This window comes from Rhizobiales bacterium NRL2 (assembly GCA_001664005.1).
GTDB lineage: Bacteria > Pseudomonadota > Alphaproteobacteria > Minwuiales > Minwuiaceae > Minwuia.
The window spans coordinates 1,543,333-1,569,731 of sequence record CP016093.1 but is presented as its reverse complement, the minus strand read 5'-3'; the positions used below and the strand labels follow the sequence as shown (position 1 = coordinate 1,569,731).

Annotated in this window: 29 protein-coding genes; 12 read left to right on the top strand and 17 right to left on the bottom strand. The window is 67.5% G+C overall.

Translation table 11 applies throughout. From position 1 onward, the window contains the following. Position 1 precedes the first annotated feature (1 nt). Positions 2–838 carry a hypothetical protein gene (locus TEF_07280; protein ANK80621.1) on the bottom strand — a complete coding sequence of 279 codons (837 nt, stop codon included), beginning with the start codon at positions 836–838 and terminating at the stop codon, positions 2–4. Continuing rightward, entirely contained in the window at positions 838–2,583 is a 1,746-nt protein-coding gene (locus tag TEF_07275) for an arginine--tRNA ligase (GenBank protein ANK80620.1), read from the bottom strand. Before TEF_07275 ends, TEF_07280 begins: the two co-directional genes overlap by 1 nt. 164 nt (positions 2,584–2,747) lie before the next feature. On the opposite strand from TEF_07275, the gene TEF_07270 reads away from it, so the two are divergent. From TEF_07270 to TEF_07255, 4 genes are all read left to right on the top strand, one after another. Continuing rightward, positions 2,748–3,089, top strand: coding sequence for an iron-sulfur cluster insertion protein ErpA (locus TEF_07270; GenBank protein ID ANK83334.1), 342 nt, complete (start codon positions 2,748–2,750; stop codon positions 3,087–3,089). Positions 3,090–3,099: 10 nt separating this feature from the next. Beyond that, positions 3,100–3,552, top strand: a complete 453-nt coding sequence (locus tag TEF_07265) for a hypothetical protein (protein ANK80619.1) — start codon at positions 3,100–3,102, stop codon at positions 3,550–3,552. A gap of 55 nt (positions 3,553–3,607) precedes the next feature. Then, positions 3,608–3,946: a ferredoxin gene (locus TEF_07260; GenBank protein ID ANK80618.1), complete on the top strand. Its 339-nt coding sequence runs from the start codon at positions 3,608–3,610 to the stop codon at positions 3,944–3,946. A gap of 340 nt (positions 3,947–4,286) precedes the next feature. Further along, positions 4,287–4,817, top strand: a complete 531-nt coding sequence (locus tag TEF_07255; GenBank protein ID ANK80617.1) for a CarD family transcriptional regulator — start codon at positions 4,287–4,289, stop codon at positions 4,815–4,817. A 76-nt stretch (positions 4,818–4,893) separates the two neighbouring features. Here the strand turns inward: TEF_07255 and TEF_07250 are convergent, their stop codons facing one another. Next, entirely contained in the window at positions 4,894–6,255 is a 1,362-nt protein-coding gene (locus tag TEF_07250; protein ID ANK80616.1) for a PleD family two-component system response regulator, read from the bottom strand. Between the two features lie 12 nt (positions 6,256–6,267). Next, positions 6,268–6,633: a two-component system response regulator gene (locus TEF_07245; GenBank protein ID ANK80615.1), complete on the bottom strand. Its 366-nt coding sequence runs from the start codon at positions 6,631–6,633 to the stop codon at positions 6,268–6,270. 170 nt (positions 6,634–6,803) lie between these two features. On the opposite strand from TEF_07245, the gene TEF_07240 reads away from it, so the two are divergent. Genes TEF_07240 through TEF_07220 form a run of 5 tightly spaced genes read left to right on the top strand, consistent with a single transcriptional unit; the run spans position 6,804 to position 11,105 of the window. Then, positions 6,804–7,079 carry a hypothetical protein gene (locus TEF_07240; GenBank protein ID ANK80614.1) on the top strand — a complete coding sequence of 92 codons (276 nt, stop codon included), beginning with the start codon at positions 6,804–6,806 and terminating at the stop codon, positions 7,077–7,079. A 23-nt stretch (positions 7,080–7,102) separates the two neighbouring features. After that, positions 7,103–8,266: a 1,4-butanediol diacrylate esterase gene (locus TEF_07235; protein ID ANK80613.1), complete on the top strand. Its 1,164-nt coding sequence runs from the start codon at positions 7,103–7,105 to the stop codon at positions 8,264–8,266. A 27-nt stretch (positions 8,267–8,293) separates the two neighbouring features. After that, the gene (locus TEF_07230; protein ID ANK83333.1) at positions 8,294–8,944 is read left to right on the top strand and encodes a hypothetical protein; all 651 of its coding nucleotides are present in this window, start codon (positions 8,294–8,296) and stop codon (positions 8,942–8,944) included. Positions 8,945–8,949: 5 nt separating this feature from the next. Continuing rightward, a complete protein-coding gene (locus TEF_07225; protein ANK80612.1) occupies positions 8,950–9,822 on the top strand; it encodes a hypothetical protein in 873 nt (290 codons plus the stop codon). Next, complete coding sequence (locus TEF_07220; GenBank protein ANK80611.1) at positions 9,801–11,105, top strand: DNA polymerase IV; 1,305 nt, start codon at positions 9,801–9,803, stop codon at positions 11,103–11,105. The genes TEF_07225 and TEF_07220 overlap by 22 nt, the downstream gene beginning before the upstream one ends. On the opposite strand, the gene TEF_07215 is transcribed toward TEF_07220, so the two are convergent. The 8 genes from TEF_07215 to TEF_07180 all read right to left on the bottom strand — a co-directional run bounded on the left by TEF_07215 (position 11,093) and on the right by TEF_07180 (position 18,285). After that, complete coding sequence (locus TEF_07215; protein ID ANK80610.1) at positions 11,093–11,374, bottom strand: hypothetical protein; 282 nt, start codon at positions 11,372–11,374, stop codon at positions 11,093–11,095. The genes TEF_07220 and TEF_07215 overlap by 13 nt on opposite strands. Before the next feature lie 166 nt (positions 11,375–11,540). Continuing rightward, entirely contained in the window at positions 11,541–12,287 is a 747-nt protein-coding gene (locus tag TEF_07210; GenBank protein ID ANK80609.1) for a hypothetical protein, read from the bottom strand. Positions 12,288–12,325: 38 nt separating this feature from the next. Further along, on the bottom strand, positions 12,326–13,333 hold the full coding sequence (locus TEF_07205; GenBank protein ANK80608.1) for an alpha-mannosyltransferase: 1,008 nt from the start codon (positions 13,331–13,333) through the stop codon (positions 12,326–12,328). Further along, positions 13,330–14,139: a UDP-2,3-diacylglucosamine hydrolase gene (locus tag TEF_07200; protein ANK80607.1), complete on the bottom strand. Its 810-nt coding sequence runs from the start codon at positions 14,137–14,139 to the stop codon at positions 13,330–13,332. The genes TEF_07205 and TEF_07200 overlap by 4 nt, the downstream gene beginning before the upstream one ends. 92 nt (positions 14,140–14,231) lie before the next feature. Continuing rightward, complete coding sequence (locus TEF_07195) at positions 14,232–16,157, bottom strand: 1-deoxy-D-xylulose-5-phosphate synthase (GenBank protein ID ANK80606.1); 1,926 nt, start codon at positions 16,155–16,157, stop codon at positions 14,232–14,234. Positions 16,158–16,204: 47 nt separating this feature from the next. Then, positions 16,205–17,095 carry a farnesyl-diphosphate synthase gene (locus TEF_07190; GenBank protein ANK80605.1) on the bottom strand — a complete coding sequence of 297 codons (891 nt, stop codon included), beginning with the start codon at positions 17,093–17,095 and terminating at the stop codon, positions 16,205–16,207. Between the two features lie 5 nt (positions 17,096–17,100). After that, positions 17,101–17,349 carry an exodeoxyribonuclease VII small subunit gene (locus tag TEF_07185; protein ID ANK80604.1) on the bottom strand — a complete coding sequence of 83 codons (249 nt, stop codon included), beginning with the start codon at positions 17,347–17,349 and terminating at the stop codon, positions 17,101–17,103. After that, the gene (locus TEF_07180) at positions 17,350–18,285 is read right to left on the bottom strand and encodes an acetoin utilization protein (GenBank protein ANK80603.1); all 936 of its coding nucleotides are present in this window, start codon (positions 18,283–18,285) and stop codon (positions 17,350–17,352) included. 107 nt (positions 18,286–18,392) lie between these two features. On the opposite strand from TEF_07180, the gene TEF_07175 reads away from it, so the two are divergent. From TEF_07175 to TEF_07165, 3 genes are read left to right on the top strand one after another with little or no spacing between them, the layout of a single operon-like run. Further along, positions 18,393–19,529, top strand: coding sequence for a hypothetical protein (locus tag TEF_07175; GenBank protein ID ANK80602.1), 1,137 nt, complete (start codon positions 18,393–18,395; stop codon positions 19,527–19,529). 4 nt (positions 19,530–19,533) lie between these two features. Beyond that, positions 19,534–22,686, top strand: a complete 3,153-nt coding sequence (locus TEF_07170; protein ID ANK80601.1) for a multidrug transporter AcrB — start codon at positions 19,534–19,536, stop codon at positions 22,684–22,686. A gap of 31 nt (positions 22,687–22,717) precedes the next feature. Then, positions 22,718–23,269 carry a hypothetical protein gene (locus tag TEF_07165; protein ANK80600.1) on the top strand — a complete coding sequence of 184 codons (552 nt, stop codon included), beginning with the start codon at positions 22,718–22,720 and terminating at the stop codon, positions 23,267–23,269. 55 nt (positions 23,270–23,324) lie between these two features. Here the strand turns inward: TEF_07165 and TEF_07160 are convergent, their stop codons facing one another. The 5 genes from TEF_07160 to TEF_07140 are packed head-to-tail and all read right to left on the bottom strand — an operon-like array spanning position 23,325 to position 26,371. Further along, positions 23,325–23,708 (bottom strand): hypothetical protein, encoded by a 384-nt coding sequence (locus TEF_07160; GenBank protein ID ANK80599.1) that lies wholly within the window; start codon positions 23,706–23,708, stop codon positions 23,325–23,327. Then, the gene (locus TEF_07155; GenBank protein ID ANK83332.1) at positions 23,705–23,896 is read right to left on the bottom strand and encodes a hypothetical protein; all 192 of its coding nucleotides are present in this window, start codon (positions 23,894–23,896) and stop codon (positions 23,705–23,707) included. The genes TEF_07160 and TEF_07155 overlap by 4 nt, the downstream gene beginning before the upstream one ends. A 27-nt stretch (positions 23,897–23,923) precedes the next feature. Further along, a complete protein-coding gene (locus TEF_07150) occupies positions 23,924–25,189 on the bottom strand; it encodes a sulfate permease (GenBank protein ANK80598.1) in 1,266 nt (421 codons plus the stop codon). Positions 25,190–25,237: 48 nt separating this feature from the next. Continuing rightward, positions 25,238–25,906, bottom strand: a complete 669-nt coding sequence (locus tag TEF_07145) for a hypothetical protein (GenBank protein ANK80597.1) — start codon at positions 25,904–25,906, stop codon at positions 25,238–25,240. A gap of 51 nt (positions 25,907–25,957) precedes the next feature. Further along, the gene (locus TEF_07140) at positions 25,958–26,371 is read right to left on the bottom strand and encodes a hypothetical protein (protein ID ANK80596.1); all 414 of its coding nucleotides are present in this window, start codon (positions 26,369–26,371) and stop codon (positions 25,958–25,960) included. Positions 26,372–26,399: the final 28 nt, after the last annotated feature.

Genomic DNA, 26,399 nt, shown 5'->3' with positions numbered 1-26,399 from the left:
GTCACCGCTTCACCGCAATGCAGTCCTGCCCGCTGTCCTTCAGCCGGGCGCAGAACGCCAGCGCCGCCTCCCTGGAAGCGAAACCGCCGGTGCGCAGGCGGTAGAAGACGCCATTGGCCCCGGTATCGACGCGGGTGACCGTGGGCCGCAGGTCGCCCAGCAGCGCTTCGTGACGGCGCTGCACCCTTTGCCAGGTGGCCGTGGCATCTGCCTCCTCGCGCAACGCGGCGATCTGCACCTGCCAGGGGCCGTCCGATTCCGCCGCCGGGGCAGCCGCAGCAGCTTGCGGCGCCGGCTTCGGCTCGGCTTTCGCGGCCGGTTCGGGCCGGGCCGGCGGCGGCGCCGGACGGGGGGCAACTTCCTTCTCCTCCAGCGCGGGTGCGGCGGGGCGCTCTTCAACCACGACCGCGGGTTCGGCGCTCTCCGGACCGGCATCGGCAGGCGCGGCCTCCTGCGCCGTGTCCATAGCCGTCTCCGCGACCGGTGCGGGCTGCGGCTCCGGCTCTGGCTCTGGCTCTGGCTCGGCAAGGGGCGCCTCGACGGCGGGAAGCAGCCGCTCCACCGTCGCTTCGCCGCGCTCCGCCGCAGGCTTGAAGGTGTCGTAGACCTGTTTGTCCCGGTCCGGAACATCGACGCCGCCGGGATCCTCCGGCTTCTCCCGGTCAGGACCGTCCGGCGCGCGGACGATCGGCACGGCCTGACCGCCGGCGGCGGTCCGCGCGTCCTCATCACCCCGGAAACCGAACCAGGCGACGAGGGCGAAGGCCATGACAGCGATCAGCAGGACGAAACCCGCGATCAGCCGCCACCGGCCCTGCCCCTCCGCCTGGCGGGCCATCAGCGCATCTCCTCCACCGGCGTCACGCCAAGCACCCCGAGACCGCTACGCAACACCGTCCTGACGCCCTCCACCATGGCCAGCCGCGCCAGGGTCAGCGCGGGATCGCCGGGCTGGATGAAGCGCAGTTCGTCCGCATCGCGCCCCTTGGTCCAGTAACCGTGGAACGCCGAAGCCAGATCATGCAGGTAGAAGGCGAGCCGATGGGGCTCCGAGGCTTCCGCGGCCTGTTCGATCGTGCGCGGCCACGCCGCCATCAGCCTGATCAGCGCCAGTTCCTCGGGATGGGCAAGCGGTGCGAGGTCGGCGGCGATCAGCGCCTCCCGCGATAGATCGAGGCCGGCGATCTCCTGTTCGGCGTTGCGGAACACCGAGCAGCAGCGCGCGTGGGCGTACTGCACGTAGAATACCGGGTTGTCCCGCGACTGCTCCATGACCTTCGCGAAATCGAAGTCCAGCGGCGCTTCGTTCTTGCGGGTCAGCAGCATGAAGCGCACGGCGTCCCGGCCGACGCGGTCGACCACATCGCGCAGCGTGATGAACGTTCCCGCGCGTTTCGACATCTTCGCCGGTTCGCCGTTCTCGTAGAGATGGACCAGCTGGCAGAGCTTGATGGTCAGCCGCCCCCGGTCGTTGGTCACGGCCCGCGTCGCCGCCACCATGCGCTTCACATAGCCCCCGTGATCTGCGCCGAAGACATCGATCATGTCGGCGAAGCCGCGGCGGTACTTGTCGAGATGATAGGCGATGTCGGCGGCGAAATAGGTCCAGTCGCCGTTCGACTTCCTGAGCGGCCGGTCGACGTCGTCGCCCCAGTCGGTCGCCCGGAACAGCAGTTGCGGCCGGGGCTCCCAGTCTTCCGGCGTCTTGCCCTTGGGCGGTTCCAGCACGCCCGTGTAGACCTGGTCGCGGCTCTCCAGCTCGTCGACCACGTCCTGGATACGGCCGTCCCGATGCAGGCTGAGCTCCGAGGTGAAGATTTCCTGGTTGATGCCGATGGCGGCGAGATCGTCGCGGATCAGCGCCATCATCCGCTCGACGGCGAAGCTCCTCAGCGGGGCCAGCCACTCGCTTTCGGGTAGGTCGAGCCAGCGGTCCTGGTCGCGCTCTGCCAGCTCCCGGGCCGGTTCGATCAGATAGTCGCCGGGATAGAGGCCCTCCGGCATCTCGCCCGCGTCGACGCCCAGCGCCTCGCGATAGCGGTGATGGAGCGACCGCGCCAGCGCGTCGATCTGGTTGCCGGCGTCATTGATGTAGTATTCGCGGGTGACGTCGAACCCGGCCTTGTCGAGCAGACCGGCCAGCGCGTCGCCGAACACCGCTCCGCGGGCATGGCCGACATGCAGCGGACCGGTCGGATTGGCCGAGACGTATTCCACATTGATCGCCCGCCCGGCGCCCATCTCGCTGTCGCCGAACGCCTGGCCGCGGCGCAGGATCTCCTGCAGCCGCGCTTGCCAGAAGCCCTGATCGAGGCGGATGTTGATGAAGCCGGGTCCGGCGATCTCCACACTCTCGACGCCGGCCAGCGCCGCGATGCCGGGTTTCAGGGCCTCGGCGATGTCGCGGGGCTTCATGCCCGCCTGACGCGCCAGGGCCATGGCCGCGTTGCTCGCCAGATCGCCATGGGCGGCGTCACGCGGCGGCTCGACGCCGACGACGCTGCTGTCGATGCCGTCGGGCAGTGCGCCGCAGGCGTGCACGACCTCCCGGATCATCTCTCGGAACTGCTCGAAGATGTTCATTGCGAATCGCTCGATCTGACGGGGCCGCAGACTATAGAATTCGGGCGCGGGCGGCCAACGGCGGCGCCCGTGCGCCCTGCCGGCCGATTGACAATCTCGGCCAGCGGTCTAAATCCGGGCGCATCAGGAAGCAACAACGAAACCCTATTCCGTTGACGGGCATGATGAACCAGAACGCGACCTTCACCGTGACCGACGCCGCCGCCGCCAAGGTGGCGCAGTTGATCGAGTCCGAGGGCAATCCGGCGCTCAAGCTGCGCGTCCAGGTGCTGGGCGGCGGCTGTTCGGGCTTCCAGTACGACTTCCGTTTCGACCAGGACGTGGCCGAGGACGATCTGGTGATCGAGAAGGACGGCGTGACCGTGCTGGTCGATTCCGTTTCGATCGAATACCTCAAGGGCTCGGAATTCGACTATGTGGAGGAGATGATCGGCTCCTCCTTCCAGGTGCGCAATCCGAACGCCACCGCCAGCTGCGGCTGCGGTACGTCCTTCTCGGTGATGTGACCCGCAGCCCGTGGCGCTCAATCGCATTGCAGGCTGGTTCAACCGGCTGACCGAGGAAGACCGTCCCGAGGACGGCCCCGACGAAACCCAGCTCGGCGCCGCCGCCCTGCTGGTCGAGGCCGCGCATCTGGACGGGGATTTCTCACCCGATGAGCGGCATGCGATCGAGGCCGCGCTGGCCCGCCATTTCGACCTTTCCGACGAGGAGGTCGGCGCGCTGATGGACGCCGCCGAGCAGGCGCATGGCGACGCGGTCGAGATTTCCCGCTTCACGCGCGCCATCAAGCAGCTTCCGCCGCCGCAGCGGATCGAGATTATGGAAATGCTGTGGGAAGTCGTGCTTGCGGACGGCGATCTGCATGCCTATGAAGCCAATCTGTTGCGCCGCGTCGGAGGCCTCATTTATGTTTCCGATCGCGAGAATGGCGAGGCGCGGCAGAGGGTGCTGGCGCGGCTCGGCTAGTCATGCCAAGCGGCATCCGCCGCGTGAATTCGCTCAAGTTGGGGAGATACGGCTGATGCCCTACGTCGTCACGGAAAACTGCATCATGTGCAAGTTCCAGGACTGTGTCGAAGTGTGCCCGGTGGATTGTTTCTACGAGGGCGAGAACATGCTGGTGATCCATCCGGACGAGTGCATCGATTGCGGTGTGTGCGAGCCCGAATGCCCGATCGAAGCGATCATTCCCGACACCGACCCGGAATCCGACAAGTGGCTGGAGCTCAACCGGGATTTCTCCGAGAAATGGCCCAACATCACCCGCAAGGGCGAGTCTCCGGCGGACGCGGACGAGTGGCGGGACGTCGAGAACAAGTTCGAGAAGCACTTCAGCGAGACCCCCGGCAAGGGGAACTGACCACGCCGCATCCCGCGCCGAGCCGCTGCCGTCCTGCCCGCGTCGGAAGATTCGGGTAGGAAAACCGTCATCTTTGTGCTATATATATCGCTGTCTGGTTGACGAGGGCCTGTTACTGGTCCGGCTGTCTCCGACACGATTGACGGGTGGCGCAATGCGGCCCGTCTTTTCGTGTCAAACGCCGACCTCTTTTGACGGTCATCCCGGAATCCGGACATAGCCAGGCGGCGATGAGGAGGGCGGCGCTCCCGTTCGGGCGCGCGTGAGCGTTGTCGTCTGCGTCGATGGGCGAGCGTCCGCCATGCCAGGCGGGCTGACACGAAGGACGGTGAAGATCACGATGAGCGATAAGAAGGCGAATTCCGCTGTGAAGAAGAAGAAGGCCCGCAGCGAGTACGCGGCCAACGACTATGTCGTCTATCCGTCCCATGGCGTGGGCAAGATAACGGCCATCGAGGAGCAGGAGATCTCCGGCTTCTCGCTGAAGCTGTTCGTCATCGACTTCCCGCACGAGAAAATGACGCTGCGCGTCCCGATCACCAAGGCCGAAGCGACGGGCATGCGCCCGCTGGCGTCGAACAAGATCATGAAGCAGGCGCTCGACACCCTGAAGGGCCGCGCCCGGGTGAAGCGCACCATGTGGTCGCGCCGCGCTCAGGAGTACGAGGCCAAGATCAACTCGGGCGACCCGGTCTCCATCGCCGAGGTGGTGCGAGACCTCCACCGCAACGAGGATCAGCCCGATCAGTCCTATTCCGAACGCCAGATCTACGAGGCGGCGAAGGAGCGGCTGATCCGGGAACTGGCGGCGGTCGAGAAGATCGGCCACGAAGATGCGCAGAACAGGCTGAACAAGCTGCTGGCGGCCTGACGCACCGGCCGCAACTACGGTTCGGAAAGGGGCTGGCCGCCGCGCCGGCCCTTTTCGTTTGTGGCGCCGGCCGCGGTCAGGCCGCGGCGACGACGACGCGGTTGCGGCCGCCGGCCTTCGCCTTGTAGAGACATTCGTCCGCGCGTTTGAGCACGCTGGTCCGGTCGTCGCCCTCGCAGACCGTGGTGACGCCGATCGAACAGGTGATCTCGACCTTGCCCACCGCCTCGCCGGTCTCGAACGGCACGGCCTCGACATTACCGCGCAGGCGTTCGGCGACCTTTTCCGCCAGGGGCGCGTCGGCGTCGGGCAGCATGACCACGAATTCCTCGCCGCCATAGCGCGCCGCCAGGTCGAAGCCGCGGATATCGCGCTCCAGCCGCCGGGCGAACTCCTCCAGAATGCGGTCGCCGGCCGGATGGCCGTGGGTGTCGTTGATGTGCTTGAAGTGGTCGATGTCCAGCATGATCAGCGAGAACGGCTTGGCGGCGGAACGCTGCCGCTCCAGGGCCGTGTCGAGGTGCTGGTCGAAATAGCGCCGGTTGTGCAGCCCGGTCAGCGGATCGGTCATCGCCAGGGCGATGGAATCCTCGACGTTCTGGCGCAGCATGTCCTGGTAGCGCTTGCGGCGGATCTGGGTCTTGGCGCGGGCCAGCAACTCGTTGGCGTCGATGGGGCGCAGGATGTAGTCGTTGACGCCCAGTTCCAGCGCCTTGGCGACGCGCTGCACGTCGCTCTCCTCGCCCACCAGCAGGATCGGAGTCTGGCGCGAATTCGGCTGATTGCGGATGCCAGCGGTCAGCCTGAGCGGATCGGCGCCGCGATGGTCCAGCGACAGGATGATCAGCTCGGGCGGATTGGAGTTCGCCAGGGCCATCGCCTTGTCCGGGTCGGCCTCGTAGGTCATGTGGAAGCGCTCGCCCATGTGGCGGCCGATCAGGCGGGCGTCGGAAGCGTTGTCGTCGATGACCAGAACCTGCGCGCCATCGACCTCCATCTCCGCCTCGGTCTGGCGCTGGCCGAAGCGTTCGCCGGTCTGACGGCGCAGCTTCAGTTCGTCCATGGTCATCTTCAGCCGCACCAGCGAGCGCACGCGCGAGAACAGCGCCAGGTCGTTGACGGGCTTGGTCAGGAAGTCGTCGGCCCCGGCCTCCAGGCCCTGCACCCGGTCGGAGACGTCGGAGAGCGCGGTGACCATCACCACAGGAATGTGGGAGACGTCGGGATTCGCCTTGAGCCGGCGGCAGACCTCGAAGCCGTCCATCTCCGGCATCATGACATCGAGAAGGATGATGTCCGGATTGTCACGCTCGGCCGATTCCAGCGCTTCCGGACCGTTCATCGCGGTCAGGACGTTGTAGTACTCGCTCGAAAGCTTCGCCTCGAGAATGCGGATATTTGGCGCGACGTCGTCGACGACCAGTACGCGGGCGGACATCCGCCTTCCCTCCTATCCGAGGAACTGCTTGACGGTGTCGATGAAGGTACCAACCGAAATCGGCTTCGAGATATAGGCTTCGCACCCGCCTTCGCGGATCTTCTCCTCGTCGCCCTTCATCGCAAAGGCGGTCACGGCAATGACCGGGATGCTCTGCAGGTCGTCATCCTCCTTGATCCACTTGGTCACTTCCAGCCCCGAAACCTCGGGAAGCTGGATGTCCATGAGAATCAGATCGGGATGATGCTCCCGAGCCAGTTTCAACGCCTCCATGCCGTCCTTGGTCCGAACCGTCGCATACCCGTGGGCATCGAGCAGATCGTGGAACAGTTTCATGTTGAGATCGTTGTCTTCGACGATGAGGACGGTTTTGGTCATCTCTACCCCTGGTGGCCTTCTGCCACTATGCTGATCACACTAGCGCTGGCGCACGCCGATGGGAACCGTCGACGGACCGGCCATCGGACGTGTATCTGGTGATATCCGTCGTCGGGCGGAATGATGTGGCTCAGGCTGTAAAGCAACCGTTAATAACCGGCGGAGCGGCGGTGAAACAGGATCAGGCTAGTGTCGTGGCGCTTGAAGCGCTGGCCTACATCGCGGCGGAAGAGGCCGCGCTGCTCCGATTCATCCAGTTCGCCGGCGTCAGCCCCGACCAGCTTCGCCGCGCCGCCGGCGAACCGGAGACGCAGGCCGGCGTGCTGGATTTCGTGCTTTCCGACGAATCGCTGCTGCTGGCGTTCTGCGATGCGTGCGGCCATTCGCCCGAAACGCCGGCGAAGGCGCGGCAGGCGCTGCCTGGCGCGGCGACGGAAGACTACTGAGCGGAATTTCGGGGAGACAGCCCATGGCGTTGCAGCGGGACGCGGATCGCCTGCTGGCGGAAGGGGTGGCGGACGGTGTCGTGCCCGGCGTGGTGGCGATGGCGACCGACGCCCGGAACAGTTTCTACACCGGCGAGTTCGGCGAACGGGCGCTGGGTTCCGGCGAGCCCATGACCGCCGACACGGTGATGTGGATCGCGTCCATGACCAAGCCCATGGCGGCGGCCGCGGCGATGCAACTGGTCGAACGCGGCGAACTGGACCTCGACGCGCCGGCCAGCGTACTCGCGCCCTGGCTTGGCGAGGCGCAGGTGCTGGAGGGCTTCGGGGCTGACGGCGCCCCGCGCCTGCGGCCGCCCGCGCGGGAGATCACGCTGCGCCACCTGCTCACCCACAGTTCCGGCTTCGGCTACACCTTCTGGAACGCTGGCCTGAAGCGCTTCAACGAAATGCGCGAACGCGACGGCTCCGACAGGCTCGATTCGCTGCGCATGCCGCTGGTCTTCGATCCCGGGACGGACTGGCAGTACGGCATCGGGATCGACTGGGCCGGCGTCATGGTCGAGGAAGCGAGCGGCATGAGTCTGGGCGCCTTCATGGCCGCCAACCTCTTCGAGCCGCTCGGGATGGCGGACACCGCCTTTCATGTTCCGACCGGCCGCCGCGGCCGCCTGGCGCGCATGCACAGGAAGACCGCAGACGGCATCGGCTTCGTCGATCGCAACCCGCCCGAGAGCGCGCCCGAACTGGAAGGCGGCGGCGGCGGCATCTACTCGACCATGAACGATTATGTCCGCTTCATCCGGATGATCCTGAACGAGGGCTGCGCGGGCGGCGAACAGGTCCTGAAGCCAGAGACGGTGCGCCGGATGTCGGTCAACCAGATGGGCGGCCTTCGCGTGCACCCACTGAAGAGCCAGGCGCCCGAACTGACCTGCGATGTCGACATCTTTCCCGGCATCGAGAAGAGCTGGGGCCTGAGTTTCATGATCAACGAGGATCCGGCGCCCACGGGCCGCTCGGCAGGCAGCCTCGCCTGGGCCGGACTCGCCAACAGTCATTTCTGGATCGACCCGGCGCGCGGGGTCGGGGGAATCTTCGCCACGCAGATGTTCCCGTTCGTCGAGGCTGGCGTGATCCGCCTCTACCAGGACTACGAGAAGTGCGTGTATGACAGCCTCGACTGACCGCAGACAGAGAAAGCGCCGCCCGTGATCGCCGACCAGGTACAGGAACAGATTGCACGACTGGAGATCCGACCGGGCCAGCCGCTGATCGTCACCGACGCGGACGAGGTGCTGTTCGCCTTCATGGCCGGCCTCGAGACCTACCTGATCGGCGAGGGGCTGACCTTCGACTTCTCCTCCTTCGCCATCTCCGGCAATGTCCGGACGTCCGACGGCGAGGCGCTGGAGCGGGAGGCGGTACGGGCCCATCTGGGCACGTTCTTCGAACGCCACACCGAGGAACTCGATCCGGTCGATCACGCCGCCGAGACGCTGGCGGAACTGTCGGAGCGGGCGCAGATCATCGTGCTTTCCAACCTGCCGCTGCCCCAGCGCGAGGCCCGCGAGCGGGCACTGCGGCGTCACGGCATGGACTATCCGCTGATCGCCAACGAGGGGCTGAAGGGTCCGGCCGTGCGGCATCTGCACGAGCTGGCGGCAGCGCCCGCGATCTTCATCGACGACATTCCGCACAATCACAGCTCCGTCCGCGAACACGCGCCGGAGGTGCAACGGCTGCATTTCGTCGCCGACCCGCGGCTGGCGCGGCTGATCCCCCGCGCCGAGGACAGCCACCACCGGGCGGATACCTGGCCCGAGGCGCGGCGCATCATCGAGCGCCACCTCTTCGAGGACTGAGCGCCATGCGCATCGGCATCGATCTCGGCGGCACCAAGATCGAGGCCCTGGCGATCGACGACCGGGGCCGCGAGATGTACCGCCAACGCGTGGCCGCCCCCCGCGACGACTACCACGCCACGATCGACGCCATTGTGGCTTTGGTAGCCGAGATCGAAGCGCGGACCGGACGGCAGGGCCGCGTCGGCGTCGGCACGCCCGGCGCCGTCTCTCCCGCCACGGGTCTGATGAAGAACTGCAATTCCACCTGGCTCAACGGCCAGCCGCTGGCGCGGGACCTGGAGGCGGCGCTGCGCCGGCCCGTGCGCATGGCCAACGACGCCAACTGTTTCGCGCTCTCCGAAGCCATCGACGGCGCGGCCGCCGGTGCGCCAGTGGTCTTCGGCGTCATTCTCGGCACCGGAGTCGGCGCCGGGCTGGTGATCGACCGCAAGGCGCTGACCGGCCCCAACGCCATCGCCGGAGAATGGGGCCACAATCCCCTGCCCTGGCCGCGCGACGACGAGCGCCCCGGCCCGGCCTGCTGGTGCGGAAAGCATGGCTGCATCGAATCCTTCCTGTCCGGCCCGGCCGTCGAACGCCTCCACCTGGAAAGGACCGGGCGGCGCGTTGCGGCGTCCGAGATCGAGGACAGCGGGATCTGGGCGGACTACATCGACCGCCTGGCGCGGGCCCTGGCGCACGTCATCAATATCATCGATCCCGACATGATCGTCCTGGGCGGCGGCCTTTCGAACCGCGTGGCGCTCTATCAGCCCGTCGCCGACCGGCTGAACGATCACGTCTTCTCCGACTACGTCTCAACCGTCATCCGCCAGCCCGTGTTCGGCGACGCCAGCGGCGTGCGTGGCGCGGCATGGCTCTGGCCGGAATCGTGAACGCGCTCTGCCGCGACTGCTTCTCGACCGACATCGCCGGAGACCTGTGCGCCGCCTGCGGGTCGCCGCGCACGCTCGGCCACGCGGAACTGCTCGACCTCTCGATCGCCCATATCGACTGCGACGCCTTCTACGCCTCGGTGGAGAAGCGCGACGATCCGAGCCTGCGCGACAAGCCGCTGATCATCGGCGGCGGCCGGCGCGGCGTCGTCTCGACCGCCTGCTACCTCGCCCGCATCTACGGCGTTCGCTCGGCCATGCCCATGTTCAAGGCGCTGAAGGTCTGTCCCGATGCGGTGGTCCGGAAACCGGACATGAAGAAATACGCCGCCGTCAGCCGGCAGATCCGGGCCCTGATGCTGGACCTGACGCCGCTGGTGGAACCGCTGTCCATCGACGAGGCCTTTCTCGACCTGACCGGCACGGCGCGCGTCCACCACGCCAGTCCGGCCGCCACCCTGGCCCGCCTGGCGCAACGCATCGAGACGGAGATCGGCGTCACCATCTCGGTCGGCCTCTCCTACAACAAGTTTCTCGCCAAGCTGGCCTCCGACCTCGACAAGCCGCGCGGCTTCGCGGTCATCGGCCGGGCGGAAGCGGTCGAGTTCCTGGCGCCGCGTCCGGTCTCCGACATCTATGGCGTCGGCAGGGCCTTCGCGGGCCGGCTGGCGGCCGACGGCATCCGCACCTTCGCCGACCTGCGCCGCCATGACGAGACCGAGCTGATGCGCCGCTACGGCGTCATCGGCAAGCGGCTCCGCGCCTTCGCCGACGGCCGCGACACGCGCGCCGTGAACCCGGACGGGGAACGCAAGAGCGTCTCCACCGAGACCACATTCAATGACGATATCGCCGGTTTCGACGAACTGGCGCGAATCCTCTGGCGGCTGTCGGAGGACGTCTCGGCGACGCTGAAGGAGAAGCGGATCGCAGGGCGGACGGTGACGCTGAAACTCCGCACCGCCGATTTCCGCATCCACACGCGCAGCCACACGCTCGACCACCTGACCCAGCTCGCCGGGACCATCTACCACGCCGCAGAGCCGCTGCTGCGCCGGGAGGCGGACGGGCGGCGCAGGTTCCGGCTCATCGGCGTCGGGATGAGCGGTCTCGACGGGGAGCGCGACGCCGATCCGCCCGACCTGCTCGACCAGGACCGGGCGAAACGCCGCCAGATCGAGGGCGCGCTCGACCGGATCCGCGCCCGGTACGGCAAGACGTCGATCGGCGAGGGCCGAGGCTTCGGGTCGAACTCGCGGAAGCAGCGCGATCAGGACCGCTGAGCGCGCTTCGCCTTCAGGATGTCGGCGATCCGGCGCCAGGTCACCGTGGCGATATCGGGATGCGCCAGCGCCGCCCCGATCCGCTTCTCTCCCATCAGATCGAAATGCTCCTTGTAGGTGCCCGGCGCCTGCAGCGCGCGTGGATGGCAGCCGAGCGAGAGCGCCACAGGCATGAGTTCCCGGTAGCCCGCCGGGCCGGCGCGGTCGGAAAGCAGATGCGCCGTCAGCCGCCCGTCGGGCAGCCGCCGCGGGCGATCCATCACGACCATGGCATGAGGCTTGTGCCGCCTGACTTCGCTCCCTCCCCCTTGATGGGGGAGGGTCGGGGTGGGAGTGCACCGCCAGCGGCATGCACACCCCCCTCTGGCCGCTTCGCGGCCGTCTCCCCCCATCGAGGGGGGAGAGTTGTCTTGCCCTGCGCAACCGGCATACCGGTCAGTTCAGAAACTCCGGCTCTTCCCGCTCCAGGATGCGCCGGAGCGCCGAGAAGTGCCGCTCGGCCAGCTTGGGCCGCTCCTCCGCCATCTGGCGCGCGGTATGAGCGACGACGTCGTCGGAGAGCGTCCGCAATTCGCCGCCCGTGGACCGCGCCAGCACCTGGAAGGTCGCCGCGCGCTCCAGATAGTAGAGATCGTTGAAGCATTCGCGGACGTTCGGGCCCGTCACGGTGACGCCGTGGCTCGCCATCATCAGCACCGAGCGGTTGCCCAGCTTCGAGGCGATCCGGTCGCCTTCCGCGATGTCGAGCGACAGACCGTTGTAGTCCTCGTCATAGGCGATGCGGTCGTGGAAGTTGAGCGCGTTCTGCTCGCACATCTTGAGTTCGCCGTCCCGAAGCAGGGTGAGCGCGGTGGTGTGCGGCATGTGCGTGTGCATGACGCAGACCGCGTGCGGGGCGGCGACATGGATGCCCCGGTGAATGGTGAAGGCGGTGTCCTCCACCTCGTTGTCGCCCTCGATCACGTTGCCGTTCGCGTCCACCATGACCAGCGACGACGCCGTGATCTCCGACCAGTGCCAGCCATAGGGGTTGATCAGGAAGCGGTTGCCGCGCATCGCGCCATCGGCGTCGGGCACGGCCAGCGAGAAGTGGTTGCAGACGCCTTCGTGCAGGCCGAGGCGCGCCGCCCAGCGGAGCGCGCAGGCGAGATCGATCCGCATTTCCTTCAGGTCGGGGGTCATGGACGGGGTCTCCCTTGCCGCGTGTTCTTTTCCCTTTCCTACCCCTTTGTCGGGATCGGCGCCAGATTGTCGAGGAACAGCCGTGCGCAGGCCGCCCACGAGAACCGCATGGCGTGCCCCCGACAACGGGCGGCGTCGACTTTCAGCGCCGCAAGGGCAGCCTGCCCCAGATCCTCGTCCAGTACACCCGGTCCGTCGGCCCCGATCACGTCCAGCGGCCCCGGCACCGGATAGGCCGCGACGGCCACGCCGGAGGCCAGCGCCTCAAGCAGCACGAGGCCGAAGGTGTCGGTGCGGCTGGGAAAGACGAAGACGCTGGCGCTGCGGTACCAGGCGGCCAGTTCCTCGCCGAACTTCGCGCCCGGGAAGATCGCGTCGGGGTGATTCTGCTTCAGTTCGGCGAGCTGCGGGCCGTCGCCGACGACGGCCTTCTTCCCCGGCAGGTCGAGGGCCAGGAAAGCCGCGATGTTCTTCTCCACCGCCACCCGGCCGACATAGAGGAACAGCGGCTCCCCGCCCTCCCATGCCCTCGGCCCGTCGGGGCGGAACAGCGCCGTATCGACGCCCCGGCTCCAGTCGACGATGTTGGCGAAGCCCTGCGCTTCCAGTTCGCGGCGGATCGACCGCGTCGCCACCAGAACGCCGGCCGACCGTCGGTGGAACCAGCGCATGGCGCCATAGCCCCATCGCAGCGGCACGGGCAGCCGCGCGGCCAGGTATTCGGGAAACTTCGTGTGATAGCTGGTGGTGAACGGCCAGCCGCGCCGGAGACAGAACCGCCGCGCCGCCAGGCCCAGCGGCCCTTCGGTGGCAATATGGACCGCCTGGGGCCGGAATTCGGCGAGCCGCCGCCGAAGCCCCGCGCCGGGCGCGACGGCGAGACGGATTTCCGGATAGGTCGGCAGGGGCACGGTGCGGAAGTCGCGCGGGGCGATGACGAGAAACTCGTGCCCCAGCGGTTCGCACTCCTCGATCACGCGGCTCCAGGTCCGGACGACGCCATTGACCTGCGGATGCCAGGCGTCGGTAACGAGCGCTATCCTCACGCGGCCCTGATGCGGGAGCGTTCGCCGGCGGCCCGCTTCTCGGCGAAGGCTTCGGCCAGGGCGTCCGACCAGCGGACGATCTCGAGACTGCCGTCCTGGCGCTCGATCACCGCGGTGCAGCTTTCCACCCAGTCGCCGTCATTGACGTAGGTGATGCCGTCGATCTGCCGGATCTCGGCATGGTGGATATGGCCGCAGATGACGCCGTCCACATTGCGCCGGCGCGCCTCGTCGGCGACCGTGGTCTCGTAATTGTCGATGAACTGCACGGCGTTCTTGACCCTGAACTTCAGATAGGCCGACAGCGACCAGTACTGCAGCCCCAGCCGCTGCCGCACCCGGGCCAGCACTGTGTTGACCCGGATCAGCATGTTGTAGGACCAGTCTCCCAGCACCGCGAGCCACTTCGCGTAGCGCACGACGCCGTCGAAGGCGTCGCCATGGGTGACCAGATAGCGCTTGCCGTCGGCCGCGGTGTGGATGTCGTCCATCTTCACTTCGACGCCGCCGAAATGGGTGCCGCAATAGTCGCGGAAGGCCTCGTCATGATTGCCGGGAATGTAGATGACCCGGACGCCCTTGCGGGCCTGGCGGAGCAGTTTCTGGACCACGTCGTTGTGGCTCTGCGGCCAGAACCAGCCGCGTTTCAGCGCCCAGCAGTCGACGATATCGCCGACAAGGTAGATCGTGTCCGCCTCGAACGCCTTGATGAAGGAGAGCAGGCGTTCCGCCTGGCAGCCGCGCGCGCCCAGATGGACATCCGAGATGAAGATCGTTCGGCAGCGCACCGTATCCGACGAAGTCATCGATCTATCGGCCCCCGATCCTGTGGTGACGCCGCTATAGACCCGTCATGTTGCCGATTCGTGACGCACGAACCCCATATCTGGCGTCCAGATCACGCCCGCGCCGGTTTGACCGTCCCGTCGCGCGCGTCGATGTCGAGCGCGCTCAGCACCGTGGCCACGATATGCTGCGCGTTGAGGCCGGCGACATCGTACATCTTCTCCGGCTTGTCCTGATCGATGAAGATGTCGGGCAGGCACATGGGCCGCACCTTCAGCCCGTCGGTCAGGTCGTTCTCCGCCAGGAAGTGCAGGACATGGCTGGCGAAGCCGCCGACCGCGCCTTCCTCGATGGTCACGAGCAACGGATGCTCCCGTGCGAGCCGGGTAATCAGGTCGGTATCGAGCGGCTTGGCGAAGCGGGCATCGGCCACGGTGGCGCTCAGCCCCCGCGCGGCCAGATCCTCGGCCGCCTTCATGCATTCCTGCAGCCGCCCGCCGAAGGACAGGATGGCGACGGCATTGCCCTCGCGCACGATCCGGCCCTTGCCGATCTCCAGGGGCGTGCCTTCCTCCGGCATTTCCAGGCCCACGCCCTCGCCGCGCGGATAGCGGAAGGCCGACGGCCGGTCGTCAATCGCCGCCGCGGTGGCGACCATGTGAACCAGTTCCGACTCGTCGGCGCTCGCCATGACCACGAAACCCGGCAGCGTCGCCAGATAGGTGACGTCGAATGCACCCGCATGGGTGGGACCGTCGGCGCCGACCAGCCCGGCCCGGTCGATGGCGAAGCGCACCGGCAGCCGCTGGATGGCGACGTCGTGGACAACCTGATCGTAGCCGCGCTGCAGGAAGGTCGAATAGATCGCCGCGAAGGGCTTCAGGCCACCGGCCGCCATGCCGGCGCAGAAGGTCACCCCGTGCTGCTCGGCAATGCCGACGTCGAAGGTGCGGTCCGGGAAGGCCTTGCCGAAGACGTCGAGACCGGTGCCCGAGGGCATGGCCGCGGTGACGGCGACGATCCGCTCGTCCTTCGCCGCTTCCTTGACCAGCGCGTTGGCGAAGACCTTGGTGTAGGCCGGCGCGTTGGGCTTGCCCTTCTGCTGGGCGCCGGTGACGACATCGAACTTGGCGACGCCGTGATACTTGTCCGCCGACTGCTCCGCGGGCGGATAGCCCTTGCCCTTCTCGGTGACGACATGGACCAGGATCGGGCCGCTGTCGGCGTCGCGGACATTCTCCAGCACCGGCAGCAGGTGGTCGATATTGTGACCGTCCACCGGGCCGACATAGTAGAATCCCAGTTCCTCGAACATGGTGCCGCCGGTGAGCATGCCGCGGGCGAACTCCTCGGCGCGCTGGGCCATCTTGGAGAGCTGGCGCGGGAAGCGTTCGGCCAGCTTCTTGCCCACCTCGCGGATCGACAGATAGGGCTTGCCGGAGATCAGACGCGAGAGATAGGCGCTCATGCCGCCGACCGGCGGGGCGATCGACATCTCGTTGTCGTTGAGGATGACGATCATCCGGCTTTTCATGCTGCCGGCGTTGTTCATCGCCTCGTAGGCCATGCCGGCCGACATGGCGCCGTCGCCGATGACGGCGACCACGCGGTTGGGCTGGCCCTGCATGCGGTGGGCGACATCGAAGCCCAGACCCGCAGAGATCGAGGTCGAGGAATGAGCCGCGCCGAAGGGGTCGTAGACGCTTTCCGCGCGCTTGGTGAAGCCCGACAGGCCGCCGCCCTGGCGCAAGGTGCGGATACGATCGCGGCGCTCGGTCAGGATCTTGTGCGGATAGCACTGGTGGCCGACGTCGAAGATCAGCTTGTCGTCGGGCGTGTTGAAGACGTAGTGCAGCACCGTCGTCAGTTCGACGACGCCCAGCCCCGCGCCGAGATGCCCGCCTGTCTGGGAGACCGCGTCGATCGTCTCCGCCCGCAGTTCATCCGCCAGCTGGCGGAGCTTCTCCGGCGCCAGTCCCCTGAGTTCCGCGGGGCTGCTGACTGTGTCGAGCAATGGTGTTTTCGAAGTTTCGGCCACTGCCGCTTACCCCTTTACTACTGCCGTGCGGGCCGGGCGCTTGACGGTCACGACCGCCGGTCGATCACATACCGCGCCACTTCCCTCAATAGAAAGGCCCTTTCACCAAACAAATCAAGGCGCGCGACGGCGTGTTCAACCAGTTCCTCCGCCCTTTTTCGCGCACCTTCCGGGCCCATCAGCGTGATGAAGGTTTCCTTGCCGGCCTCGGCGTCCTTGCCGACGGCCTTGCCCATTTCCTCTGCCGAGCCGGCCGCGTCGAGCAGATCGTCGGCGATCTGGAAGGCCAGACCGAGGTCGAGGCCATAGACCTTGAGCGCCTCGCGCTCCCGCGCCGTGGCGCGGCCGAGTATGGCGCCGGCCTCGCACGACCAGGCGATCAGCGCGCCGGTCTTCATGTTCTGCAGCCTGGTGATCTGGTCGAGATCGTAGGATGTCGTCTCCGCCTGCAGGTCGATCATCTGTCCGCCGACCATGCCCTCGGCGCCGGCTGCGCGCGCCAGCCCCTGAGCCAGATCGAGGCGGATGTCGGCGCTGGGATCGGTGGCCGGGTCCAGCAGAGTGCGGAACGCCAGCGGCTGCAGCGCATCGCCCGCCAGCACCGCCGTCGCCTCGTCGAACTGCCGGTGATTGGTCGGCTTGCCGCGGCGCAGGTCGTCGTCGTCCATGCAGGGCAGGTCGTCATGGATCAGCGAATAGGTGTGGATCATCTCGATCGCGGCGGCCGCGCGGACCGAGGAATCGTGCGGCACGAAGAAAAGGTCGCCCGTCGCCATGACCAGGAACGGCCGCAGCCGCTTGCCCCCGGCGAACAGCGAATAGCGCATGGCTTCCCAGACCCGCGCTTCCAGCGCGTCGGGAACCGGGGCGAGCCTGTCGAGTTCGGCTTCAACCGCCGCCGCGCTCGCCTGAAGCGCCTCTGCCAACGCCGCGTTCATGCCGTTCACTCGGTCTCGAAGGGTTCCGAGCCGGCGGGCTGGCCGTCGGTTCCGATCACGAGCTTCTCCACCCGCGCCTCGGCGGCCTTCAGCTTCGCCTCGCAATGCGCCTTCAGGTGCACGCCCCGCGCGTACATGTCGATCGAGTCCTCCAGGTCGACATCCCCCGATTCCAGCCGGCCGACGATCTTCTCCAGCTCCTGCAGGGCCGTCTCGAAGTTCATCTGCCGGATGTCGTCTGGGATCTCGGTCATTCAGCCCTTCTTTCGCTCCAGTTCGCGGACATGCGCCGCGGATGCCGTCTGCAGCGCTTCGAGGTCATAACCGCCTTCGAGCACCGATACCACCCTGCCGGCGCAGCATTCGTCGGCGACCGCCATCAACTCCGCCGTGATCCAGGCATAGTCGTCGTCGGTCAGGTTCAGATTGGCCAGCGGATCGCGTTCGTGGGCGTCGAAGCCGGCGGAAACGATCAGAAGTTCGGGCTGAAAGGCCTTCAGCCGGGGCAGCACCTCGCCGGTCATGGCGGCGCGGAACTCCGCCGAACCGGCCGCGGGCGGCAGGCAGGCATTGACGATATTGCCGGAGACGCCGCGCTCCTCCCTGGCCCCGGTGCCGGGATAGAGCGGCCACTGGTGGGTCGAGCCATAGAACAGCTCCGGATCGTCCTGAAACAGGTCCTGGGTGCCGTTGCCGTGATGGACATCGAAGTCGATCACCGCGACGCGGCGGATATCGTGCGCCATGCGGGCGTGCTGGGCGCCGACGGCGACGTTGTTGAACAGGCAGAATCCCATGGGCGTGCGCCGCTCGGCGTGATGTCCCGGCGGGCGCACGGCGCAGAAGGCGTTGGCGGCCTCACCGGCGAAGACCGCGTCGATGGCGGCTATCACCGCGCCGGCGGCGCGCCGGGCGGCCTCCGCCGAGCCCGGCGAGACCACGGTGTCGCCGTCGAGATGGCGGCGCCCCTGCCCGGGGACGGCGTCGAAGACGGCGGCGACGTGGTCGGCCGGATGGGCCAGCGCGATCTGAGCGTCGCTTGCCAGCGGCGCCTCGCGGCGGACGAGGTCGGGAAAATCGGTCTCGTTGAGGGCATGGGTGACAGCGCGCAGCCGGTCCGGCCTTTCGGGATGGGACGGTCCGGTGTCGTGCATCAGACAGTCCATGTGGGTGACGAACAGCGTGGCCAATCCGATTCCTTCCTCCCGGCCGGGCGCGCGTCCCGGACCGCCATACAAGTCAGTTTGCCGCGGGGGCGACATTATGTACTGTCCTGCCCGGCCAGTGGCCCGAGCTTATCGCCGCCAGTTGGCGCGGCAAGGGAGAGTCTTCAAGCGTGCGCATCCTCATCCAGCTTCTGATCGTCGCGGCCCTCGCGGCCGGCGGCTATTTCGCGTGGACGAACCGCGCGGACCTGCCGCTCGTCGGCGCCTATTTCGCGCCGCCGGCCGAAGGTCAGCGGCGGGCCGCCGGCGCCGTTCCGGTCGACGCCGTGATGGTCACGCCGCAGTTGCTCGTGGACACCGTCCGCGTGGTCGGCACCACGCGGTCGAACCAGTCGGTCACCATCACCAGCGAGATCGCCGGCCGCATCGCCGAGCTCAATGTTTCCGAAGGCCAGCAGATCAGCCGTGGCGACCTTCTGGTGCAGTTCGGCACGGCGGAGATCCGGGCCGAGCTCGAGCGTGCGAAAGCGCAGCTCAACCTGGCCCGGCAGATCTACGAGCGCGGCGAGGCGACGCGACGCAAGGGCCTGATCACCGAAGCCCGCACCGAGGAGCTGGCCCAGGGGCTGGCCGCCGCCGAGGCCGAGGTCCGCGCCATCGAGGCCCGCATCGGCAAGTTCACCCTGCGCGCGCCATTCTCCGGGCGGCTGGGCCTGAAGCAGGCCAGCGTCGGCGCCCTGGTGCAGCCCGGCGAGCCCATCGTCACCCTGGACGACATATCGGTCATCAAGCTGGACTTCGACGTGCCGGAGACGGTGCTGGCGGCGCTGCATCCCGGCCAGGTGGTGCACGCACGCTCCTCGGCCTATCCCGACACGCCGGTGGAGGGGGTCGTCTCGACCATCGACACCCGCATCGATCCCGCGACACGCGCCGTCACCGTCCGCGCCGAAATCGACAACGCCGACAGCCTGTTGCGGCCGGGCATGTTCCTGACCGTGGAACTGGTCTACGGACGCACCGAGGATGCGCTGATGGTGCCGGAGGAATCCGTCCTGGTGGTCGACGGCGGCGCCTTCGTCTTCACCGTCGTGGATGGCAAGGCCGAGCGCCGCCCGGTCGAGCTGGGCCGCCGCCGGCCGGGCCTCGTCGAGGTTCTGGACGGCGTGGAGCCGGGCGAGACCGTCATCACCGCCGGAGTGCAGAAGGTCCGGCCCGGCGCGCCCGTCACCGTGCGCAATCCGCTGACCGCCTCCGTGAAAGGCTAGGACGATGGTCCTCTCCGACACCGCCATCAAGCGTCCCGTCTTCGCCATCGTCATCAGCCTGGTGCTGATGATCTTCGGTGCGTTCTCCTATGAGAAGATGTCGGTTCGCGAATACCCGGACATCGACCCGCCCATCGTCTCGGTGAACACGATCTGGCGCGGCGCCAGCGCCAACATCGTCGAGAGCCAGATCACCCAGGTGCTCGAGGACGAGCTGGCCGGCATCGGCGGGGTCAAGCGCATCGCCTCGACCAGCCGCGAGGGATCGTCGTCGATCTCGGTCGAGTTCAACCTCAGCCGCGACATCGACGCAGCGGCCAACGACGTGCGGGACCGCGTCAGCCGCGCCCTCAACCGCCTGCCGGTCGACGCCGAGCAGCCCACCGTGGCCAAGAGCGAATCAGACGCCCGGGCGATGATGTGGATGGTGCTCTCCAGCGACCGCATGAACGCCATGGAGCTGACCGACTACGCCGAGCGCCAGCTCATCGACCGCTTTTCTGTGGTCGACGGCGTCAGCCGCGTCCGCACCGGCGGCGGCAAGCGCTTCGCCATGCGCATCTGGCTGAAGAAGAACGAGCTGGCGGCCCGCGGGCTGACGGTCACCGACGTCGAGGCGGCGCTGCGCGAACAGAATATCGATCTGCCCTCGGGCCGGATCGAATCGGTCACCCGGGAGCTCTCGGTGCGCACCGAGACCTCGCTGGAGACAGTGGAGCAATTCCGCAACATCGTCCTTGCCGAGCGGGATGGCTACGTCATCCGCTTGATGGAAGTGGCCGACGTGGCGCTGGGCCCGGAGGACGAGCGCACCGAGTTCCGCTCCAACGGCCAGACGACCGTCGGCGTCGGCGTGATCCGCCAGTCCAAGGCCAACACCCTGGAAGTGGCGCGCGGCGTCCGGGAAGAACTGGCGAAAATCACGCCCGGCCTGCCCGAGGGCATGACGCTCGACCTGTCCTACGACGAGTCCGTCTTCATCGAGGAATCGATCGAGGAGGTCTATCGCGCCCTGGTGATCGCCCTCGGTCTGGTCGTGCTGGTGATCTTCGTCTTCCTGCGTTCGATCACCGCCACCATCATCCCCGTCCTCGCCATCCCGGTCTCGATCCTCGCCGCCTTCATCGTCCTGTCGGCCCTGGACTACTCGGTCAACGTGCTGACCCTGCTGGCGCTGGTGCTGGCCATCGGCCTGGTCGTGGACGATGCCATCGTGGTGCTGGAGAACATCCACCGCCGTATCGAGGACGGCGAACAGCCCCTGCTTGCGGCGCTGCGCGGGGCGCGCCAGATCGCCTTCGCCGTCATCGCCACGACCATCGTCCTGATCGCCGTCTTCGTGCCGATCTCCTTCCTGGAGGGCAATGTCGGACGGCTGTTCCGGGAATTCGGCATCGCCGTCGCCGTGGCGGTGATGTTCTCCAGCTTCATCGCGCTGACCCTGACCCCGATGCTGTGTTCGAAGCTGCTGCGCCCGAGCTCCCAGTCGGGCTGGTTCGGCCGGGTAACCGAGAAGGGCTTCAAGGGACTGTCGAACGGCTACAAGTCGGTGCTGACCTCGGCGCTGAAACTGCCGATTGTGGTCATCGCCCTGGCTGGCGTGGTCTCGGCCATGGCCTATCTGTTCTATCTCGCCCTGCCGCAGGAGCTCGCGCCGCAGGAGGACCGCGGCATCATCTTCGTCAGCGCCACAGCTCCGGAGGGCGCCAGCCTGGAGTTCACCAGCCGCTACGTCGCCGAGGTCGAAGACAAGCTGATGCCGCTGATAGAAGAGGGCATCGGCTCGCGCGTGCTGGTCATCCTGGCGCCGGGCTTTGGCGGGCGGCCGGGCGACGTCAATGTCGGCTTCGGTATCCTCAGGCTGGTGCCCTGGGAGGAGCGCGAGGTCAGCCAGCAGGAGGTGATCGGGCGGCTGTTCCCGCAGGTCCTGGCGGTTCCGGGCGTGAAGGCCTTCGCCTTCGGCCGACCGCCGCTGGGCCAGCGGTTCTCGCAGACGCCGGTGCAGTTCGTCATCGGCGGGCCCGACTACGACGTGCTGGAACGGTGGGCCACGCTGATCCTCGACAAGGCGCGTGAGAACCCGGGCATCCTCAATCCCGACATGAGCTACGACCAGACCCTGCCGGAGCTGCGCGTCGACATCGACCGCGACCGCGCCGCCGATCTGGGCGTCCGTATCGACAACATCGGCCGCACCTTGGAGACCATGCTGGGCGAACGGCGGGTCACCACCTTCCAGCAGGGCGGCAAGCAGTACGACGTGATCCTCCGGGCGCAGAAATCCGACCGCTCCAGCCCGCGCGACCTGCGCAACATCTATGTCCGCTCAGGTGAAGGCGGCAGCCAGCTGATCCCCCTGGAAAGCCTGGTGACGCTCTCCGAAGGGGTAACGGCGCGGGAACTGGAACGCACCGACCGGCTGCGCTCGGTAACCATCACCGCCTCGCTGGCGCCCGGCTACACCCTGGGCGAGGCGCTGGCCTTCCTGGACCGCGTGGCGGCGGAAGAGCTGCCGCCCGAGGCGCGCGTGACCTATGCGGGCGAGTCCGACGAGTTCAAATCGTCTTCCAGCGCTCTCTACCTCACTTTCGCGCTGGCGCTGGTGATCGTGTTCCTGGCGCTGGCGGCGCAGTTCGAGAGCTTCATCCACCCGTTCGTGATCCTGACGGCGGTGCCGCTGGCGGTGACGGGCGCGCTGGCGACGATGCTCGCCACGGGCATCTCGATCAACGTCTACAGCCAGATCGGTCTGATCATGCTGATCGGCCTGACGGCGAAAAACGCGATCCTGATCGTGGAGTTCGCCAACCAGCTCCGCGACGAGGGCGAGGAGATCCGCGAGGCGGTCATCGAAGCCTCCGCCATCCGGCTGCGGCCGATCCTGATGACCACCATCTCGACCGGGCTCGGCGCCCTGCCGCTGGCGCTGGCGACGGGGGCCGGCTCCGAGACCCGCGCCACGCTCGGCATCGTGATCATCGGCGGCATCGGTTTCTCGACCATCCTGTCGCTGTTCATCGTGCCCCAGTTCTACCTGCTGCTGGCGCGCTTCACGAAGCCGGTCGGCCATGTCGAACGGATGCTCAACCGCCAGGAGCGCGAGGACCGGGAAGGCGGCGACCAGCCGGCCGTGCCGCCCGTCCCCGCCGCCGAATAGCCCGAACCGACCATCCATCAGGGAGGAGAGCATGGCCACGGTCTATCTCGTTCGCCATGGCAAGGCCGCCGCCGCCTTCGACGAGGATCACGATCCGCCGCTGGACAGGATTGGCTCCCGTCAGGCGCTGGCCATGGCCGATCTGCTGGGGCCGAAGGGGCCGATGCCCCTGATCACCAGCCCGATGCGCCGCACGCGTGAGACCGCGACCGCGCTGGAGAACGTCTGGGGATCGCCGGCGCGGGTGGAACCGCGCGTTTCGGAAGTACCCTCGCCGACCGAAGACCTGAAGGCGCGGCGGGAATGGCTCACCGGGTTCATGGAAGGCACGTGGTCCGACCCATCCGCGGCCGACCTTGCCGAATGGCGGCGCGACCTGATCGCGGCGATCGAGGAAATCGAGGAAGACACGGTCGTCTCCAGCCACTTCGTCGCCATCAACACCATCGTCGGCCACCTGACCGGCGAGGATCGGGTCACCCATTTCCGTCCCGACAACTGCTCGGTGACGATCATCCGCCGGACAGCCGATGGCTGGACGCTGGTCGAGCGCGGCCGGGAGGTCGAGACGGAAGTGCTGTAGGCGGCTGGCTTCGGCCCGGCGCTGCCGCGCCTGCGCCAGGGAGCGGCGCTTCCGCCTACGCCTCCCGGCTCAGCCCCCGCCGGTCGAGTTCCTCGCAATAGGCGTCCCAGATCTCCTCGTAGCGGTCGCCGCACTCGTAGAGATAGCTCCAGGAATAGATGCCGGTATTGTGGCCGTCGTCGAATTTCAGCCGCACCGCGTAGTTGCCCACGGGTTCGATCTCCGTGATGGCGACGCCGATCTTGCCGGGCACGTACTGACGCTGGGAGGGGCCGTGGCCCTTGACCTCGGCCGACGGGCTCTCGACCCGCAGGAACTCATGGGTGAAGGCGAAGCTGCGCCCGTTCTCGAAATCCACCTCGAGCGTGCGCTCGGCGCTGTTCAGGCGGATTTCGGTCGGCTGCGGCCGGCCCGCCTCCTCATAGACGTCGAGGCTCATCGGGCCGGGGCGTCCTCGTCCAGCTTGCGGGCCTCGTCGACCAGCATGATCGGTATGCCGTCCCGGATGGGATAGGCGAGCCCCGCCTGACGGCTGATCAGTTCCTGCGCCTCCCGGTCGTACTCCAGCGTACCCCTGGTCAGGGGACAAACGAGGATCTCCAGCAGCTTGCGGTCGATTTCCTGCATCATACCTATGGTCCTTCGCCCCCGCTTCTAACGCCGTGGCGGCGTCCACTTCGCCTCCGGTATGTCGCGCCGCCTGAGCCGAATAGCAAGCCCGACGGCAACGCCGACGCCGATCGCGACCGTCAGGTCGACCAGGACCGTGAGCGTCATCGTCATCAGAAGCAACACACGGTCCGAAACCGGCGCGGCGGCGTATCCGCGCCAGCGGTGCGGTTCGCTCATGTTCCACGCCGTGAGAACCAGCAGCGCGGCGAGACAGGGCATCGCCAGATACCCGGCGATGTCGGCGATCAGAAGCACCGCCGCCAGGATCGCCGCCGCATGGACGATGCCGGCCACCGGCGTCCGCCCCCCGGCCCGGACATTGGTCGCCGTCCGCGCGATCGCGCCCGTCGCGGGAAGGCCCGCGAACGCCGCGCTGCCGAGATTCGCCACGCCCTGGGCGATGATCTCGGCGTTCGGCCGATACTGGCCGTCGATCATCCGGTCGGCCACCATCGCCGACAGCAGGGATTCGATGGCGGCCAGAAAGGCGATCACGACCGCCGAGGGAAACAGTTCGACAATCCGGGCGGCTGATATTTCGGGCAGCGCGGGCCAGGGCAGCCCGGCGGGCAGTTCGCCGTAGCGGGAGACGACCGTATCGACCGGCAGACCGGCCAGAGCGACCGCGCAGGATCCGAGTCCGACCGCAACGATCAGTCCGGGAAACCGGGGCGCCAGGCGGCGAAACAGAATGATTCCGGCCATCGTGGCCACCGCCAGGACGACGGCGTGAACGCTGGTCTCTCCCACGTGATGCCAGATGACCGGGGCCTTCTCGATGAAATCCGCCGGCAGGTCCTTGATCCCGAGCCCCAGGAAATCGTTGATCTGACTGGTGGCGATGATGATCGCGATGCCGATCGTGAAACCGTTGATCACGGCCTCGGGGATGAACGCCACAAGCCTTCCCGCCCGGAAGATGCCCGCGATCACCAGAATCAGTCCCGCCATGGCGGTCGCCAGGACGAGACCGTCGAAGCCATGCTCGGCGATCACGCCATAGACGACGACGATGAAGGCGCCGGTGGGTCCGCCGATCTGGACGCGGCTGCCGCCGAGCAGCGAAATCGCGAACCCGGCCACGATCGCCGTGGTCAGCCCGGCCGCCGGCGTCGCGCCGGAAGCGATGGCGATGGCGATGCTGAGCGGGATGGCGACCATGGCCACCGTCAGACCGGCGAACAGGTCCGCGCGGAACAGCCGCCACGAATAGGTGCGCAGCGTGGTCAGGAGCTTCGGTATTCGCATTGGACGATTTCGTGTGCGGGCCCCGGCCCGGGAATAGATGCCGGCAGGCTACTGCACCGCCGAGCCGCCGTCATCACCCTCGATCAGGGCCATGCGCATCAGCGCCGTCATCACCTCGGCGCGGGCCGCCACCGAACCGGCCTCCAGCAGCGCCTGCTTTTCCGGCGGCCCGAAGGGCAGCATCATCGACAGCGAGTTCACCAGCACCGTGTCGGAGGCGCGCCGGGCGGCGTCCCAGTCCGCCTTCAGCCCGCGCAGGTCGAGAAATCCCTTCAGCGCCTCGTGAAGCTGCTCGCGGTCGACCCCCTGCGGACCGTCGCCGTCGGCGAAGTCGTCCTTGAAGTCCTCATAGCCGGCCAGCACCTGGCGGTAGGCGGTGTCGCACTCCAGCTCCTCGGTCACCCGGAAGCGGCAGACGCCGGCCAGCGCGATGAGGTAGCGGCCGTCGCCGGTTTCCGAGAACTCCACGACCCGGCCCAGACAGCCGACGGAATAGATGTCGGGCGTGCGGCCGTCGCCGCGCTCGTCGTCCTTGGGCTGGATCATCCCGATCATGCGCGCGCCCGACATGGCGTCGCGGGTCATGGCGAGGTAGCGCGGCTCGAAGATGTTCAGCGGCAGCCGCCCGCCCGGCAGCAGGATCGCCCCGGCCAGCGGGAAGACCGGAATGCGTTCCGGCAGGCTCTCTGGACTGTTGGGGCGTTCCGGGTTCGGCATGGGTTCAAAATGGTCCGATCGGCCGCGATAGACAAGCGGCCCGGCGCATGGTCACGCTGCGCTCCCCGGCGCGCCGTCCACCGCGCGGTGCTGCGTGCCCTCGCCGAAGGTGATGACGGTCAGGTCGCCGGGCGCGATGCAGTAGGCGAAGTGCCAGGTGCCGCGCGGGATGACGCAGGTCTGCCGCGCCTTCAGACGGAAGACGGTTTCGGCGCCGTCCTGCTCGAGCACCACCTCGATCTCGCCCGAATGCAGCACGAACAGTTCGTCGCCCTCCGGGTGCATCTCCCAGTGCGGAAAATCGCTCTCCATGCGGAAGAAGCTGACCAGCGCCTCCCCCTCGATCTCCCCGGCCATCAGCTTCGGCCAGAAGTCCGCCGTGTCATGGGCGCGGAAACGCTGCGCGCCCGTATCGATCATGTAACAGGCGTCGGCCGTCGCCCGCGCATGTTCCGTCATCGCCATCCTCCATTCCGTCCCGCGCCGATTTGGT

Excerpts from the sequence above, each read along its gene's own strand:
- TEF_07280 (ANK80621.1), bottom strand. The coding sequence starts at position 838 with ATGGCCCGCCAGGCGGAGGGGCAGGGCCGGTGGCGGCTGATCGCGGGT.
- TEF_07275 (ANK80620.1), bottom strand. The coding sequence starts at position 2,583 with ATGAACATCTTCGAGCAGTTCCGAGAGATGATCCGGGAGGTCGTGCAC.
- TEF_07270 (ANK83334.1), top strand. The coding sequence starts at position 2,748 with ATGAACCAGAACGCGACCTTCACCGTGACCGACGCCGCCGCCGCCAAG.
- TEF_07260 (ANK80618.1), top strand. The coding sequence starts at position 3,608 with ATGCCCTACGTCGTCACGGAAAACTGCATCATGTGCAAGTTCCAGGAC.
- TEF_07255 (ANK80617.1), top strand. The coding sequence starts at position 4,287 with ATGAGCGATAAGAAGGCGAATTCCGCTGTGAAGAAGAAGAAGGCCCGC.
- TEF_07250 (ANK80616.1), bottom strand. The coding sequence starts at position 6,255 with ATGTCCGCCCGCGTACTGGTCGTCGACGACGTCGCGCCAAATATCCGC.
- TEF_07245 (ANK80615.1), bottom strand. The coding sequence starts at position 6,633 with ATGACCAAAACCGTCCTCATCGTCGAAGACAACGATCTCAACATGAAA.
- TEF_07235 (ANK80613.1), top strand. The coding sequence starts at position 7,103 with ATGGCGTTGCAGCGGGACGCGGATCGCCTGCTGGCGGAAGGGGTGGCG.
- TEF_07225 (ANK80612.1), top strand. The coding sequence starts at position 8,950 with ATGCGCATCGGCATCGATCTCGGCGGCACCAAGATCGAGGCCCTGGCG.
- TEF_07220 (ANK80611.1), top strand. The coding sequence starts at position 9,801 with ATGGCTCTGGCCGGAATCGTGAACGCGCTCTGCCGCGACTGCTTCTCG.
- TEF_07215 (ANK80610.1), bottom strand. The coding sequence starts at position 11,374 with ATGGTCGTGATGGATCGCCCGCGGCGGCTGCCCGACGGGCGGCTGACG.
- TEF_07210 (ANK80609.1), bottom strand. The coding sequence starts at position 12,287 with ATGACCCCCGACCTGAAGGAAATGCGGATCGATCTCGCCTGCGCGCTC.
- TEF_07200 (ANK80607.1), bottom strand. The coding sequence starts at position 14,139 with ATGACTTCGTCGGATACGGTGCGCTGCCGAACGATCTTCATCTCGGAT.
- TEF_07190 (ANK80605.1), bottom strand. The coding sequence starts at position 17,095 with ATGAACGCGGCGTTGGCAGAGGCGCTTCAGGCGAGCGCGGCGGCGGTT.
- TEF_07185 (ANK80604.1), bottom strand. The coding sequence starts at position 17,349 with ATGACCGAGATCCCAGACGACATCCGGCAGATGAACTTCGAGACGGCC.
- TEF_07170 (ANK80601.1), top strand. The coding sequence starts at position 19,534 with ATGGTCCTCTCCGACACCGCCATCAAGCGTCCCGTCTTCGCCATCGTC.
- TEF_07165 (ANK80600.1), top strand. The coding sequence starts at position 22,718 with ATGGCCACGGTCTATCTCGTTCGCCATGGCAAGGCCGCCGCCGCCTTC.
- TEF_07160 (ANK80599.1), bottom strand. The coding sequence starts at position 23,708 with ATGAGCCTCGACGTCTATGAGGAGGCGGGCCGGCCGCAGCCGACCGAA.
- TEF_07155 (ANK83332.1), bottom strand. The coding sequence starts at position 23,896 with ATGCAGGAAATCGACCGCAAGCTGCTGGAGATCCTCGTTTGTCCCCTG.
- TEF_07150 (ANK80598.1), bottom strand. The coding sequence starts at position 25,189 with ATGCGAATACCGAAGCTCCTGACCACGCTGCGCACCTATTCGTGGCGG.
- TEF_07145 (ANK80597.1), bottom strand. The coding sequence starts at position 25,906 with ATGCCGAACCCGGAACGCCCCAACAGTCCAGAGAGCCTGCCGGAACGC.
- TEF_07140 (ANK80596.1), bottom strand. The coding sequence starts at position 26,371 with ATGGCGATGACGGAACATGCGCGGGCGACGGCCGACGCCTGTTACATG.